The sequence below is a fragment of the Pseudomonas sp. B21-059 genome (genome assembly GCF_026016285.1).
GTDB lineage: Bacteria > Pseudomonadota > Gammaproteobacteria > Pseudomonadales > Pseudomonadaceae > Aquipseudomonas > Aquipseudomonas danubii.
The window spans coordinates 4,128,569-4,143,371 of the sequence record NZ_CP087201.1 but is presented as its reverse complement, the minus strand read 5'-3'; the positions used below and the strand labels follow the sequence as shown (position 1 = coordinate 4,143,371).

At 59.1% G+C, this 14,803-nt stretch carries 10 protein-coding genes; 2 read left to right on the top strand and 8 right to left on the bottom strand.

The window, feature by feature from the left end:
- Window positions 1-94: 94 nt before the first annotated feature.
- Window positions 95-1,156, bottom strand: a complete 1,062-nt coding sequence (locus tag LOY69_RS18265) for an ornithine cyclodeaminase (protein ID WP_265073369.1) — start codon at window positions 1,154-1,156, stop codon at window positions 95-97.
- A 57-nt stretch (window positions 1,157-1,213) separates the two neighbouring features.
- Entirely contained in the window at window positions 1,214-2,242 is a 1,029-nt protein-coding gene (locus tag LOY69_RS18260) for a histone deacetylase family protein (RefSeq protein ID WP_213665560.1), read from the bottom strand.
- A gap of 133 nt (window positions 2,243-2,375) precedes the next feature.
- On the opposite strand from LOY69_RS18260, the gene LOY69_RS18255 reads away from it, so the two are divergent.
- The gene (locus LOY69_RS18255) at window positions 2,376-2,864 is read left to right on the top strand and encodes an Lrp/AsnC family transcriptional regulator (RefSeq protein WP_170004083.1); all 489 of its coding nucleotides are present in this window, start codon (window positions 2,376-2,378) and stop codon (window positions 2,862-2,864) included.
- Window positions 2,865-2,921: 57 nt separating this feature from the next.
- Here the strand turns inward: LOY69_RS18255 and LOY69_RS18250 are convergent, their stop codons facing one another.
- Both LOY69_RS18250 and LOY69_RS18245 read right to left on the bottom strand, forming a co-directional pair.
- Complete coding sequence (locus tag LOY69_RS18250; protein ID WP_249735673.1) at window positions 2,922-3,194, bottom strand: hypothetical protein; 273 nt, start codon at window positions 3,192-3,194, stop codon at window positions 2,922-2,924.
- Complete coding sequence (locus tag LOY69_RS18245) at window positions 3,166-3,948, bottom strand: ATP-grasp domain-containing protein (protein WP_265073368.1); 783 nt, start codon at window positions 3,946-3,948, stop codon at window positions 3,166-3,168. The genes LOY69_RS18250 and LOY69_RS18245 overlap by 29 nt, the downstream gene beginning before the upstream one ends.
- 251 nt (window positions 3,949-4,199) lie before the next feature.
- Here LOY69_RS18245 and LOY69_RS18240 point away from each other — a divergent pair, with 251 nt between their 5' ends.
- On the top strand, window positions 4,200-5,819 hold the full coding sequence (locus LOY69_RS18240; protein WP_265073367.1) for a serine hydrolase domain-containing protein: 1,620 nt from the start codon (window positions 4,200-4,202) through the stop codon (window positions 5,817-5,819).
- A gap of 119 nt (window positions 5,820-5,938) precedes the next feature.
- Here the strand turns inward: LOY69_RS18240 and LOY69_RS18235 are convergent, their stop codons facing one another.
- The 4 genes from LOY69_RS18235 to LOY69_RS18215 all read right to left on the bottom strand — a co-directional run bounded on the left by LOY69_RS18235 (window position 5,939) and on the right by LOY69_RS18215 (window position 14,802).
- Window positions 5,939-6,388 carry a PTS sugar transporter subunit IIA gene (locus LOY69_RS18235; RefSeq protein WP_170004087.1) on the bottom strand — a complete coding sequence of 150 codons (450 nt, stop codon included), beginning with the start codon at window positions 6,386-6,388 and terminating at the stop codon, window positions 5,939-5,941.
- 703 nt (window positions 6,389-7,091) lie between these two features.
- The gene (locus LOY69_RS18230; protein ID WP_265073366.1) at window positions 7,092-7,610 is read right to left on the bottom strand and encodes a hypothetical protein; all 519 of its coding nucleotides are present in this window, start codon (window positions 7,608-7,610) and stop codon (window positions 7,092-7,094) included.
- Window positions 7,611-7,613: 3 nt separating this feature from the next.
- Window positions 7,614-8,831: an RHS repeat-associated core domain-containing protein gene (locus LOY69_RS30390; protein ID WP_320110041.1), complete on the bottom strand. Its 1,218-nt coding sequence runs from the start codon at window positions 8,829-8,831 to the stop codon at window positions 7,614-7,616.
- 1,048 nt (window positions 8,832-9,879) lie between these two features.
- Window positions 9,880-14,802 carry an RHS repeat-associated core domain-containing protein gene (locus LOY69_RS18215; RefSeq protein WP_265073365.1) on the bottom strand — a complete coding sequence of 1,641 codons (4,923 nt, stop codon included), beginning with the start codon at window positions 14,800-14,802 and terminating at the stop codon, window positions 9,880-9,882.
- Window position 14,803: the final 1 nt, after the last annotated feature.

The following is a 14,803-nucleotide window of genomic DNA, read 5'->3' as shown; positions in this document are numbered from 1 at the left end:
GGTCTGTGATTGTTGTGGTGCAGCCGGGTCAGGTATTGCCCGTGAACAGGGGCACCAGGCCGGTTCCCTGTTCATGGGCCACAGGAGCGCTCTTTCAGCCGGCGGTGATCCGTCGTGGTGCCGTCGCCAGGGGGGCGGGGCGCTGTTGCAGCAACTGGTACAGGTCCTTGATATTGGCCGGCGTGGGCACCAGCTGAATCTGCTCGCCGATGCCGTGCTGGCGTGCCAGGTCATGCAGGTAGCGCAGGGACGCGAAGTCTTCCAGGGCGAAACCCACCGAGTCGAACACCGTGACCTGGGCCTCATGCTCGCGGCCCGGCGCCAGGCCCTGGGCAATGCGGAAGTACTCGGTGACCGGGAAGTGCGCCGGCATCTGCTGGATATCGCCTTCGATGCGGGTCTGGGGTTCGAATTCGACGATCACCCGGGCGTTGCGCAGGATGTCCGCGTGCAGCTCGGTCTTGCCCGGGCAATCGCCGCCCACGGCGTTGAGGTGCATGCCTGGCTCGATCAGTTCGGGGGTGAGGATGGTGGCGTAGGCCTTGTCCGCGGTGACCGTGGTCACGATGTCCGCGCCCTTGACCGCATCGGCCACCGAGTCGGCGATGCGCACCTCGAGCCCCGGCCAGGCCTGCAGGTTGTGCTTGAGCTTGTGGGAGGCTTCGACGTCGATGTCGAAGATCCGCAGCTCGCTGATGCCGAGCATTTCATGAAAGGCGATGGCCTGGAATTCACTCTGGGCGCCGTTGCCGATGAGCGCCATGCGGCGGGCGTCCTTGCGGGCCAGGGATTGTGCCACCAGCGCTGAAGTGGCGGCGGTGCGCATCGCGGTGGTCAGGGTCAGCTCGCTGAGCAGCACCGGGTAGCCGCTGTCGACCTGGGCCAGCACGCCGAAAGCCATCACCGTCAGCAGGTGCCGGGCGGGATTGCCGGGGTGGCCATTGACGTACTTGAACGCGTACTGCTGGCCATCGTCGGCGGGCATCAGCTCGATGACGCCAGTGGCGGAGTGATTGGCGGTGCGCGGGGATTTCTCGAAGGCTTGCCAGCGCTGGTAGTCGGCCTGGATGTAGCCGGCCATTTCCCGGATCGCCCGGCCTATGCCCAGGCGTGAATACAGGTCCGCTGCGTGATCCACATCGATGAACAAGGTCATGTCTTTTCCCTCTCGGTCAGAACGTTGAAAACTGCTGGGCAGTGCGACGCTGGTGCATTAGCGGTTGGCATGGCCGTGGAGCACATTGACCGCGTTGATGCCGATCTCATCCACCATGTAGCCGCCCTCCATGACGAACAACGTGGGTACGCCCACGCCGGCGATGACCTGGCCCATGCCGAGGAAATCCTCGCTTTCCAGAAGGAAGTGGCTGATGGGATCGTCCTTGAAGGTGTCGACGCCCAGGGACACCACCAGCAGCTCCGGGGAGAACTCGCGAAGCCGGGCGCAGGCCTGGATCAGTGCTTCCCGGTAGCGCTGCCAGGTGGTGCCTCGGGGCAGGGGGAAGTTCAGGTTGCAGCCTTCGCCGGCGCCGGCCCCACGCTCCGCGGCGAACCCCGAGTAGTAGGGGTAGGAGACCGCCGGATCGCCGTGCAGCGAGACGAACAGGACGTCATCACGCTGGTAGAAAATGTTCTGGGTGCCGTTGCCGTGGTGGAAGTCCACGTCCAGCACCGCTACGCGTTTCGCGCCCCGGGTCACGGCGTGTTGCGCGGCAATGGCGGCGTTGTTCAGGTAGCAGTAGCCCCCCATGTATTCCCGTGCCGCGTGATGGCCCGGCGGACGGCACAGGGCAAAGGCGCTGTCCTGGCCTTCGTCGATCAGCGCCAGGCCGGTGAGGGCAATATCGGCGCTGGTGCGCACGGCATTCCAGGTGGTGGCGGTGATGGGCGAGCCGGCATCCATGGCGAAGAAGCCCAGCTTGCCGTCGATGAACTCCGGCACCTGCTGGTTGGCCAGGTCGCGTACCGGCCACACCAGGGGCAGGGCGTCGTGGCTGCGGCCGGTGGCGCGCCATTCGCTCCAGGCGCTTTCCAGGAAGGTCACGTAGCGTTCGCTGTGGGCGGCGACGTAGCAGGAGCGGTCGAAACGGCGGGGGACGATGATGTCGCCAAGCCCCACGTGCCTGACCCGGTCGCGGACCGTATCGGCTCGGCTGGGTTGCTCGAAGGAGGGCTTGAGCACCCCATCCTTCAACTCGGTGCCGTGGTGCAGGCGGTGGGATTCGCTGAAGACGGTAAGCATGCTGAACGCATCCATTGTTGTTGTCCGGTGCAAATAGTTTGTTCCGGCATGGCTGCGACTTCTTTGCTTTTTGTTCTGATGGAATTAGAGTTTTGGGTAATATTTTTCCATTGAGTGGCTACTTGTGAAAAAAATGACTCGAAGGGTGTCCCTGGACGAAACCGACCTGGCAATCCTCGCCCTGTTGCAGCAGGACGCGAGCATTTCCAACGCCGAACTCAGCGAGCGCCTGTCCCTGAGCCTCACCCCCTGCTGGCGCCGGCGCAAACGCATGGAAGAGGAGGGGGTGATCAAGGATTACCAGGCCAACCTCGACCGGCGCCTGCTGGGGCTGGACATCATGGCCTTCGTGCATGTGCGTTTTGCCACCCACTCCGACCAGACTCCGGATGACTTCGAGGCGGTGATCATGCGTCTGCCCGAGGTCCAGGCCTGCCACAAGATCACCGGTGACGCCGACTACCTGTTGCAGGTGCTGGCCCAGGACCTGGACAGCTACAGCGATTTTGTCGAGCAGGTGCTCAGGCGCCAGCCGGGCATCGCCTCGATCCAGTCGAGCCTGGCGCTGCGGGAGATCAAGGCCACCAGTCGCCTGGCGATTGCCCCGGCACCGGCTCGTTGAGTCGAACCCCGGTTACTGGAATTCTCCGCTGATCAGGTGGCCGTCTTCTAGGCGACTTCACGGCTGTCGGGCGTTGTGCGCCGCCTGCAAGGCCCGGCGCACGCCTTCGGCATAGGACGTCTTGGCGATGGGCCCGATCAAGCCTTGCAGGGCCGAGTCATCGAGGATCAGCGGCGAGCTGATCAGGTAGTGCATCTCCACCATCTCCCGCAGCAGCGGATCGAACAGCCCCAGCAGGCGCAGCAGGGGCTTGAGGGCGCTTTTGAAGCGGGGCTGCGGTGCTTGCTGCGCTGCGCAGTGCTCAGTCGGCAGCGCCGAGCATGGCGGCAAAGCGCTGCGCCGACCACTCCTTGCGGTCCGATACCTGACCGTCTCCCAGTTCCACCAGACGCAGCACGCCGTCGGCCCGCAAGACCACATCCACCGAAAAAAACCGGCTGTCGATCAGCGCAGCACACTCGCTCACCAGTGCCGGCACCTCGCCTTGTGCAGCATGGGCCTTGCCGTTGAGCACGAAGTAGCGCCGTTCGCTGTCCTCCAGGTAGTCCTCCCGGCGCCGGACACAGATGCCTCCCTCGATCTGGCCGCGATACTGACGCATGCGCTCTACCAATGGGGCTATGTCTGCCGGCGAATCCACCAGGCTGCCGCTGCCGGTGTTCAGCGACTTGACGTAGTCCTTGATGAAATAACCCGGCCAGTTCAGGTCTGCCAGTGCCTGGATAAAGTCGGTGTCGGGCGCCAGTACCCGGGTCTCGCTGGTGTACCGGGCCAGCAGCGGATACCACTCTGGCAGGTGATGGCAGTGCCGGTAGTGGGCCTGGGAGGTGAACTCCTTGGCGTCCTTGGCGTGCAAGTGCTCGAGCAGTGCGCCGTAGCCCTCGGGCGTCAACATCCAGCCGCGGTAGAGCACTGGCTCGTCGGCTGGCAGGGCCGGGGAAGCCTTGAAACGGCCGCTTTCGAAATCCTCGAAAGAGAACAGCGAGGCGTTCAGGCCAGCGGCCAGCACCGCCTCGTACTCGTCCAGGTAGTGCTCGTCCGGGCGTTTGGGGGCGAACGGGTCGCTGGGATACAGCAGGTGCATGGCAGGTTCCATCGAGTGAAAGTGGGGCCGGGTCGAGGGACGCGGTGAGGATGGCGTTCGAGCGGTGGATGATAACGGCATTTTTGCAGGCTTTGTTCCCGGGCCTGCAGCGCCTCATATCCCTGCACGTTTATTCACAGAAAATCACTGACTGCAGACAGATTCCAATGTTTGCCATGGGGATACTGGTGCGCCTTCCGAGGAGCCTCCCAAGGAGCCTGAAGGATCGACGTGACCAGAGGAAAACCCCCATGCGTTCCATGCTTGCAACCTTGCTGATCAGCACTTTGGGCGCGATGCCCCTGGCCCATGCCACCGAGCCTCTGGCGTTTCACGAGGTGTTCGACGACATCAAGCCTGACCAGCCCGGTTGCGCCGCCGGGGTGATGCGCGGCGCCAAAACGATCTGGAGCGCAGAGTACGGCGCTGCCGACCTGGCCACGGGCCGGGCGATCCAGGCCGATACCCTGTTCAACCTGGCCTCGGTGTCCAAGCAGTTCACCGGTTTTGCCATCCTTGAGCTCGAAGCCCAAGGCCGCCTGGATCTGGATGACTCGATCCGGCGCTTTGTGCCGGAGCTGCCGGCCTATGCCGAGGGCATCCAGATCCGTCATCTGCTGCACCACACCTCGGGCCTGCAGGACTACATGCTGCTGGCGGAGTTGGCGGGGATTCCCCTGACCCAGCGCTTCACCCAGCAACAGGCCCTGGATCTGCTGTTCAAGCAGAACGCCCTGATGTTTCCCCCCGGCAGCGAATTCAGCTACAGCAACAGCGGTTATGTACTGTTGTCGAGCATCGCCGAGCGAGCCGCCGGCATGCCCCTCAAGGACTACAGTCGAGCCCATCTGTTCGAGCCCCTGGGCATGAGTCGCTCGAGCATTGTCGATCAGTACCCGGTGCAGTTGCCGAACCTGGCCCAGGGCTATGAACAGGACGAGCCGTCCAAGGGCCCCGAAGCCGTGGACGCCCGCTGGGAACAGACCGGCGACGGTCAGGTGCACAGCACTGTGGCGGACCTGATGCTGTGGTTGCGCAACCTGTCCACGGGGCGGGTCGGGGGCACGGCGCTGGTGGAGAAGATGCGCCAGACCGAGCCCTTCAACGACGGTGACCCGGGCTATTACGGCATGGGCCTGGCCAACCGCAGTTATCGGGGCCTGCAAGAGGTGTCCCACAGCGGCAGTTGGGCCGGTTTCAGCACCGATGTGGCCTGGTACCCGAAGCTGGATGTGGCCACTGTGGTCCTGTGCAACAGCACGGAAGGGGAGGCGTCGGAGCGCGGGCATCGCTTGCTGGATGTCCTGCTGGGCCCGTCCTGGTTGCCCCGGGACACGGGCATTCCGGCGCCGCCGCCGAGCATCAAGGCGGTGCCCAAGGCGTTCTTGAATACCTTGGTGGCCGGCACCTACCTGGATGATCTCGGTCATCAGTTCCAGCTGCAACGCACCGGCAAGGGGTTTGTCCTGGACACCTTTCATGAGGTCCTGCCGTTGCTCCGCCAGAGCGATCAACTGATGGTGGCGGACAACGACGGCATCCCGATCTATCTCGCGGCGGCACCGGGGGCACGGATCGTCAGCAACAACCCGGCCTCGACCTACGTCCTGGCCTCGGCTTGGAAACCCGAGGATATTCGTCGTTATGTCGGCCTCTACGCACTGCAAACCAGCCCCGGACAGCTCAAGGTCTACCCCCGGCAAGGCAAGCTCTACGTACGTATCGGCCAGCACAGCTACCCTTTGCAGCCGCTGACGACGGAGCGCTTTCGCGCCGGTGAACTGGGGGTGATCAGCTTTGCCGAGGAGGGTGCCGTGTTGACCAGCAGCGTGGCGCGCAATCTGCGCTTCAGGAAGGTGACGGGGCAATAGCCTCGGGCCGCATGCTGGTAACGGACAGTCGGGGCCTTCTTGCAGCCTTTTGAGGCGAGCATTTTAGACCTGGAAGCCCCACCACCTGGCCAGCACCTCGGACCAGGACCTTTGGGGGACTACCAGTGGTCAACCAGTTGCTTGACCTGCGACGCATCGTGGCACCGCAGCAGCGCCTGACGAAAGCGTGGATTGGAGAATAGCCGGGCAGTGTCCGCCAGCAGTTCCAGGTGTTGCTGATCGGCGGGGGCGGGCACCAGCAGCACGAGGATATCGCTCACCGGCTGCTGGTCGGGGGCGGCAAAGGCCATGGCGGTCTGCGGCCGCAGGTACAGCGCATGGATGCTGTCGAGCTCGGCGAGCCGCGCATGGGGCACGGCCACACCATCGCCGATGGCGGTACTGGCGGCCAGTTCCCGGCGCCACAGACTGGCCGTGACCCAATCGCCGGGCAGTTGCCGGGTCTCTTGAAGATGCTGGCCAACCTGATCGAACAGGCGCTGTTTGTTCGAGACATTGACGTCGAGGAGGATGTCCTCGACCTGCAGATAGCGGGCAAGCTTACTCATGGGCTTCTCCGGGCGTTTCAGGCTTGGCTCAAGGAGAATTGAAGCGCATTTGCCTGGCTGGGTCAGTGGCGGCCGGGCAGTCTTTACGAACTCTTTAGGTGGGGGCTGGCGGATGGTAAGGGAGTGGCCGAGGAGGGTGGAGTTCTTGTGGGGGATCTGTTCAAAGACGATGGCGCCGTTGGTGTAGATGGGCGCGGCTTTGCTCGGTCAGCAAGCTGAGGTGGTTGTAGTGCTGTTGCAGATTGAAGCCGGCGGTGCTGCGCTGGATGTTGTACACGCTTGAACTGATAGTTATAAATTTATTTATGTGGTGTCAAAAATAAAAATACAACAAGTCGATTAGTTGTTTTTCAATAATTTCCGTCTGCGATACACGTCGTATCGCTATAAGGTAAGGTGGTGTTTTTACTTGGCTCCAAAATCGATGAGGTCATTTATTTAATTTTGTCAGGTTGATAGATATCTATTGGATATAATGTTGATTATAGAACGGTTTAAGTAAAAATAACTGTGCTTATTTTAAGGGAAGATTAAAAATCTATTTCCTTAAGATTTTAGAATGAGGTCGCGCCAGTAGATTTTCTCTTCTATTCTGTCTAATAGAGATAGAGCTATAGTATTCATAAGCTCTTTGTGTTCACAGATTGATTTATATAAAATTTCAGGGGGTTGAGTTCTTGTGTTTTTATGTGTGGCGTCGTAGTCAATGATTATTAGTTTGCCGGAACTTATTTTGCCATGGCATCTTTATTGTTTTTCCTGGTTTTTCTTTAAATAATCTTGAGATATGTAGGAATAATTTTTCCCACTCATTCACGTAGTTTGTTTTTTTTATTTTTACCTTGAAGCTAGGTGCTGGCTTATCTCCTTTGCCTTTGCTGATTTCATTGCCCTCTGTATATGAGAGGCCGATTAGGGTTTCGTCAATTGTATAGTGTAAGTAAGTGTCGCGACCTTGCTCGCAGAACCAAATATAATCTTTTCCAATCCATCCTGACTTTGCCCTTTGAATCGAATCTACAATTTCTTCGAAATTGACAGTCAGGTCAGGGTATATGTCGAGGTATATCTTGTGCTTGCTGTTCAGCTCTAAAGTAATCTCACCATCAATGTATTGCCTTAATTCTTCTAGGTGGTATTGGAATGGAGTTAATTCTTCATCAATGAACTCATCAGCTTCGCCTGGTGTTTTTTTGTTTTTTATTTCTAAAATAATTTTCATGTTTTAATCGCCAAGTACGTAAGGGTATGCGGTAGTGGGTCCCTTTCTTTCGCTTATTATAGCTCTAACTATGTTTGTTGTTTTTGTTGTTCCGTCCGGATAGTAAGCGTTCGATTGTTTTGATACGTGTACGTCATGAACTCCAGGTGTTGTTGGGGCTTTTTCAAATGCTTCTTCAATCATTCTATTTTCACTAAAATGACCCTGCGGCTTCGGATCTTTAGGGTTTTTAGCTCGGTCCATCAATTCTTGAGCTTTTCTTTGCGAGCCATGTTCACTTCGAGCGTGCCCATACTTCTTCGAGCTTTTACCCGCGCCGTGATCTGGCTTATCAATACAATCTCCAGCCAAACCTAGCGGGTCAACCCAGCTCAAAGGATTATGCACATACCCCTGCGGCCTAACCCCACCCGCGAGCCCCAGCGGATCCGGACTCAAATACTGCGCCGTCTCCGGATCGTAGTACCGGTGCCGATTGTAGTGCAGGCCGCTTTCTTCGTCGTAGTACTGACCCGGAAAGCAAATCGGGCAGGTGGTCTTGTTGATCGGCACCACGTTGCTGCTGGCGAACTCGTCATTCGCGGCTTGCCATAGCCGTGCCTGGCCCCAGACGTTGGGGCTATTGCTCCAGCCCAGTTGGCCGCTTTCGTCCAGTAGCTCTCGGGGCGTGCCGAGGTGGTCGGTGACGATGTACCAGAGTTTTTCGCCTTGCTGTTGCGCCAGCGGGGTGATGCCGCCCGGGGCGTAGCTCCAGCGGGTGGCGTGTTCGAAGGCGACGGTGCCGTCGGCGTAGATGGGCGCGGCTTCGAGCAGTTGTTCACCGCTCCACAGGTATTCCTCGCCGATGATGTGTTGTTCGCTGTGGGCGTAGATCGAGTTGCGTTTGTTGCTGCGGCTGAAGTTGAACTTGCGCGTGCGACGGCCAAAGGCGTCGTACTCGTAGCGCCAGTGTTCGTTGTTGGGGGTGTAGAGGTCGGTGAGGCGGTTGTCGCTGTTCCAGCGGTATTGCCAGCGCTGGGGGCGGAAGCCGTGGCGGTCGACGATTTTCTCGGCCAGGCGGCCGCAGGCGTCGTAGCGGTAGCGGTTGGCCCCGGACTTGACCACGCGCCCGCCTTGTTGTTCGGCATGGATGCCCATGCCCTTGGCGCTGTGGATCTGGCCTTCGCTGAGCAGGTTGAGGGCGTTGTCGTAGCACCACTGTTGTGGCTGGCCCTGGCCCAATTGAAGTGTTCTCAGTACAACAACCCCGCTCACCACAAGTAACTAAACGAGGTAGTTACTATGGCTAAGCACGATTCTAAGTCAGACGCTGCTATAAATAAATCGGCTAAAGCAGAACGTTATTGCCGGGGGGGGTTATTGCCCCAATGGCGGCACTAAAAAGCCCGCACCACAACTGATTATTAAGGGGTATTGGTTTGGAGTAGCACGGTTTTTTAACTGGCCAGCCAGTAATGGTGAATATTGAACAGGGTAGATTAATTATTCAGGTGGGGATCATGTATGAACGGCGTTAATATAACAGGCACCACCGCCGATGAGTTTATTTTCTAGCTGATTATCGATGGTGAGGATGTTATTAGAGCAGGGTTTACGCCCGGCGCTGTATTTAAGATAGAAAAGTTCCGGAATGGACTGATAATTACCTTTGCCACCGATGAGGCGGAGATTAAACGGTTATTATTGTAGGTGGGCGCTCAGCCGCATGTCGGCGTTGACTGGCTGACACAAAGCTGCCTGACCGGGCAACCGCTGGATATCAGCGTGATGCCCTGTCAGGTGGTGAATCGGGCAAAAGTAACTAAACATATGGATATTTTAAATCCTTCAAGGCTATAAATAGAAATGCCGGAAAGTGTAAAATAATCCACCGGCATTTTATTGGTTACAGTTTATATGAAAAAATAAAAAGACTCATCATTAATAGATACAACATAACTGGGGGACTCATCGAAAACTGGTGATATCAATAGATTCCTCAAGTCATTGCTTTCGATTGATTTTGCTAAAAAATCAATCAAATCGTTCCTGTATGAAACGACTAATTCACCATTAAATAAAACCTTTTTTCCTTTGCGAAAAACAAGATTGTGGGCGATGTAATATTGATTGTCAGGCAGTTTATCTTCCAGCTCGACAAACGTATCCACTGGGTATACAGTACCACACTTGGTTAACTCCAACATAGAAAAGAACAAATCACTCTTGTTCGAGCCAGAGTAGATTTCCTTTCTCGTAAGAAGCTCAAATGAATAATTATTTTTCATCATTAATTCGGTATATCATAGAAAATATGACCATCCGTTTCATTATTGTACCACTTGATATGTGGTGAGTCGCCGAATCCGCCTTCCGGCCCCATATGTTGTTCATAACCTTTAGGGTACTTTGGAATACCATCAGCACGTGCACTTTGTGTATGGGCTTTATAACGGTTCATGTTGCCTTGAGACTCTTGTAAAAATGCTTTTGCGTCAGTACTTGACTGCACTTTAACCTGGAATTTATCACCATTAGCAAGAGCGATTTTCGAATCTTTTATCGCTTGATTCCATTCTTTACTTCCTCTAACTAATGGCTTCATTTCGGAAGCTTTGCTACTGAGTTTTCCTTTATATGCACTACACCCAGCCAGCCCCAGTGGATCAACCCAACTCAACGGATTATCCACATACCCCTGCGGCCGAATCCCACCCGCGAGTCCTATCGGATCCGGACTCAAATACTGCGCCGTCTCCGGATCGTAGTATCGGTGCCGATTGTAGTGCAGCCCACTCTCTTCGTCGTAGTACTGGCCCGGAAAGCGAATCGGGCAGGTGGTCTTGTTGATCGGCACCACGTTGCTGCTGGCGAACTCGTCATTCGCGGCTTGCCATAGCCGTGACTGGCCCCAGACGTTGGGGCTATTGCTCCAGCCCAGTTGGCCGCTTTCGTCCAGTAGCTCTCGGGGCGTGCCGAGGTGGTCGGTGACGATGTACCAGAGTTTGTCGCCTTGTTGTTGCGCCAGCGGGGTGATGCCACCCGGGGCGTAGCTCCAGCGGGTGGCGTGTTCGAAGGCGACGGTGCCGTCGGCGTAGATGGGCGCGGCTTCGAGCAGTTGTTCGCCGCTCCACAGGTATTCCTCGCCGATGATGTGTTGTTCGCTGTGGGCGTAGATCGAGTTGCGTTTGTTGCTGCGGCTGAAGTTGAACTTGCGCGTGCGGCGGCCAAAGGCGTCGTACTCGTAGCGCCAGTGTTCGTTGTTGGGGGTGTAGAGGTCGGTGAGGCGGTTGTCGCTGTTCCAGCGGTATTGCCAGCGCTGGGGGCGGAAGCCGTGGCGGTCGACGATTTTTTCGGCCAGGCGGCCGCAGGGGTCGTAGCGGTAGCGGTTGGCCCCGGATTTGACCACGCGCCCGCCTTTTTGCTCGGCCTTGACGCCCATGCCCTTTGCGCTGTGGATCTGCCCTTCGCTGAGCAGGTTGAGGGCGTTGTCGTAGAGCCATTGCTGCGGCTGGCCCTGGCCCAGGTGGGCGGCGATCAGTTGCTGGTTGGCGTTGTAGCGGTACTGGCTCTGGCCCCAGCGGTTGTCGTCGATCTGGATCGGGTTGAAGGCTTTGTCGTAGCGGTAGTGGCGTTCGACAAAGGAGGTCGCTGCTGCGCCGGCCTTTTGCTCGGTCAGCAAGCTGAGGCTGTTGTAGTGCTGATGCAGGTTGAAGCCGGCGGCGCTAGTGCGCTGAATGTCGCGGCCCAGGGCGTCGCGGCTGATCTGCAGCGGTGCATGGCCGGCGATCAGCAGTTGCGCCAGGCCGCCATTGCGGTCGTGCTGCCACTGCACCTGGGGCAGCGCGGCGAAGGCTTCCTGGGCGTTGGCCTGTTCGGCGATGGCACCGGCTTGCTGGCCGATGGGCATGCCCCTGGCGGGGTCGTACTGGTGTTCGATCAGGCGGCCATTGATGCGTTCGCTGAGCAGGCGGCCCACGGCGTCGCGTTGGTATTCGATACGGGCGCCCGGGCTGTTGACGCGGATCAGGTGTCCGACGTCGTTGTAGTTGAACTCGGTCTGTTCGCTCAGTTCGCCGTTGGCCCGGTAGTGAGCGATGTTCAGCAGGCGCGCACTGGCGATGTCGTAGTGATAGGCCACGCGGGCGCCGTCGGCGCAGTGTTTTTCGCTGAGCCAACCGACGGCGTTGTAGCAATAGCGGGTGAGGGTGCCGGCGAAGTCGCGTTCGGCGATCAAGCGCCCGGCCTTGTCGTAGGCGTATTGATACACGTCGCCGACGCCATTGGTCAGGCGGGTCAAGCGGGTGAGTCTGTCGTAGCCCAGGGCCAGGCTTTGCCCGCCGGGGTAGGTGAGCTTTTCCAGCAGGTCGAAGGCGCCGTAGGCGTAGCGGGTGCGATGACCTTCGCCATCGATGAAGCTGGCCAGTCGGTGTTCGCTGTCGTAAGCCCAGTGTTGTTCGGTGCCATCGGCCAGGGTCACGCCGCTGAGGGAACCTCGGGGATGGGCGTGCTGGCTGTGGTAGGCATAACGGGTGATCTGGCCCAGCGCGTCTTGCTGCTGGAGAGGGCGGCCCAGGGTGTCCAGCTGTACGCGGCTGATCTGGCCGTCCGGTTGCTGGATTTCGCTCAGGCGCTGTTTGCGGTCGTAGCGGTAAAGGGTCTGGGTGCCCTCCGGCCAGGTCAGGCTCAGCAACTCGCCATGGGCCCCGTGTTGGTAAGTGGTGGTACGCCCATCGGGGTCTTTGACGCTGCTGAGGTTGCTCTGGGCGTCGTACTTCATTTGCCAGGTGACACCGTCGGCGGCGACGTAGCGTGTCAGCAGGCCTTGGGTGTTGTAGTCAAAGGTGTGCCGGGTGCCGTCCGGGTTGATCTGAGTCAGCAGCTCGCCGAAGTCGCTGTAGCGGTAGGTGGTGGTGCGACCCAGAGGGTCGGTGGTGGCGACCTTGTTGGTGTATTCGTCCCACTCGGTCAGCCATTCGTGGCCCAGCGCATCGATTTTGCGCACCACCAGGAAGTCGCTGTTGTAGTAGTGCCGGCTGCTACCGCCTTCAGCGTCGTGGTAGTCGGTGCAGCGGTTGGCCTCGTGGTACTCGAAGCGGTCGGTGTAATGCCCGCTGTCGGCATGGGTGCGAATGACTCGCCCTTTGGCGTCGTAGGCAATGTGGAAATGGGTCTTGTCGGTGTCGTGCCACTGGGTCATGTGGCCGGCGTTGTCGTAAGCGTGATACAGGGTGCCGAACTGATGGCTGGCGCAGTCGGTCAGCATGCTGTGTTGCTCATAGCGGCAACTGAGCAAGCGGCGCGGGTGTTGTTCGCCGTCGTGCAGGGTGATGCCTGTCAGATGGCCTGTGCTGCTGAGCTCGATGTGCAACTGATAGCCGTCGCTGTGTTCGACGCGCTGCAACCGCTGCTGTGGACCGTAGATAAAGCGGATGCGGTTGCCGTTGCTGTCTTCGATCGCGGTCAGGGGGCGAGTGTGGTTCGGGCTGTGGGCAAAGCTCAGGGTTTGCTGGGTCGCGCGGTCATACAGGCGCAAGGTGCCCGAACGTTGGCCGCTGAGCAGGTAGCGCCCGTTACGTCGGTTATGGGCCTGGACTTCGTCGTCCGGCGCCTCGTAGTCCAGGGTGCTGCCGTCGACCGTGTGATAGGTAATGCGCTGGTGATCGAGCACCAGGTGCTGGGACCAATCGTCCGCCCATTTCCACCCAAATAGCCCGCGAAAGTCTGCCCGCGAGCGATACAGGCGCGAGAGTTTCAGCGGGAGGCTGCCGGGGATCTCCAGCACTGGCCAGGTTTGCAGGTAGTCACCGGTAGCGACGTCCACCGGCTCGCCTTCAAGACTGCATTTGCTGGTTTCGCAGTTTTTGCCGCTGTCGGAGGTCCTCCCGGTTTTCACGTCTTCTGCGCTGCCGTGGGCGGCACCTTGGGGTCTGACGTGAACGCCGTCGCCGGCATGGGCGACGGTTTCAGTGCGGTTGGCGTTTTTCAAGGCATTGGCGGCTTTGGCCGCTTCCGCAGCCTTGCCTGCCTTGAACAGCGTCCAGGGCAAGGTCAGGATCTCCACGCCCGCCCGGGTCACGGCCTCGATGTGATTGCCCTTGGACCAGGCATCGGTGACTGGTTTGACCAAGGCAGAACCCACGGCCTTGGCTCCGTTGCTGATGCTTGTTCCGACAGTCCCCGGGGTGATGTTGCCCAGGCGCATGTTCTCCGCGAGGATCTGCGCATCCAAGGCACGGCCGCGCAGACCATCGGCGGTGTAGTTGCTCTGCAGGCTCTTGGCTTGATGCTTGGCCCCGGTGTAGGCCAGTTCGCCGATTCCCATGACCGTGTCTTTGGCAAACCCGGTCACGCCACGAGTGACTTGCGCATCGGCGTCCGCTACCGCCGGAAAGTAATGGGCAATCAGCGGACCCATGGGCGTCGAGCCCAGCACCGCCCCTTGCTTGATGCTGGCGATGCCTTCATCGGCGCTTTTGTTCCAGCCGTCAAAATCGATGTACTTATCCAGCCCATCGATGTCGAGTTGCTGCTGTTTCAGGGCTTCGCGCTCGGCCTCCAATGCTTGCAGGCGTTCGCTGGTGCGTTCTCCGGGAGGGGCCAGGTCACTCGTCTCGCTGGCAGCCGCAGTGGCCGACTGGGCCGTTGTCACAATCTTGCCCAGGGTGCCGCCTACACCGGCGGCGTTGCAGTTGATCAGGCAGGCGCTGTCATGCCGGGCCAGCGGCAGGCCATTGACCTTGACGTTGCCGTGGCCCTCCAGCAGCTTGACGTTGCCCGCGCCCAGCGAGGTACCGGCCACCACATGGGCGCCGGCATCGGCCTGGACCTGATTGAAGAGGTCCCCCAGCCGATAGACCTTGGTGCCACGGGCCTTGACGTCGCTGGAAGCCAGCACCGGTCTGTCCAATGTCGCGAACGAGTCGAAAGCCACCACCACCGGTCCGACCCAGCAGAAGTCCGGCACACTGCACACGGCTTGCCATTCACTGCTGTCATGGGCGACGTGGCGCTTGCTGCCCCCTTTGGCGGTGGCGGCCGCGTCCCTATCCACCGGCGCCGACTCGGCGGCTACCGCTTGAGTGGCGGCGGCTTTTTGCGCGTCCAGCTCAGCTTTCAGCTGCTGCAACTCACTGAGCCTGCGCTCATCCATCAAGCGTTGTTCCGCTGCCGCATCATCGGCGCTGTCGGAGATCGTCAATCTGTCCGTCATG

What these genes read in the sequence shown, in the direction of transcription:
- LOY69_RS18265 (WP_265073369.1), bottom strand. Translation starts at nt 1,156, where the DNA reads ATGACCTTGTTCATCGATGTGGATCACGCAGCGGACCTGTATTCACGC.
- LOY69_RS18260 (WP_213665560.1), bottom strand. Translation starts at nt 2,242, where the DNA reads ATGCTTACCGTCTTCAGCGAATCCCACCGCCTGCACCACGGCACCGAG.
- LOY69_RS18255 (WP_170004083.1), top strand. Translation starts at nt 2,376, where the DNA reads ATGACTCGAAGGGTGTCCCTGGACGAAACCGACCTGGCAATCCTCGCC.
- LOY69_RS18245 (WP_265073368.1), bottom strand. Translation starts at nt 3,948, where the DNA reads ATGCACCTGCTGTATCCCAGCGACCCGTTCGCCCCCAAACGCCCGGAC.
- LOY69_RS18240 (WP_265073367.1), top strand. Translation starts at nt 4,200, where the DNA reads ATGCGTTCCATGCTTGCAACCTTGCTGATCAGCACTTTGGGCGCGATG.
- LOY69_RS18235 (WP_170004087.1), bottom strand. Translation starts at nt 6,388, where the DNA reads ATGAGTAAGCTTGCCCGCTATCTGCAGGTCGAGGACATCCTCCTCGAC.
- LOY69_RS18230 (WP_265073366.1), bottom strand. Translation starts at nt 7,610, where the DNA reads ATGAAAATTATTTTAGAAATAAAAAACAAAAAAACACCAGGCGAAGCT.
- LOY69_RS18215 (WP_265073365.1), bottom strand. Translation starts at nt 14,802, where the DNA reads ATGACGGACAGATTGACGATCTCCGACAGCGCCGATGATGCGGCAGCG.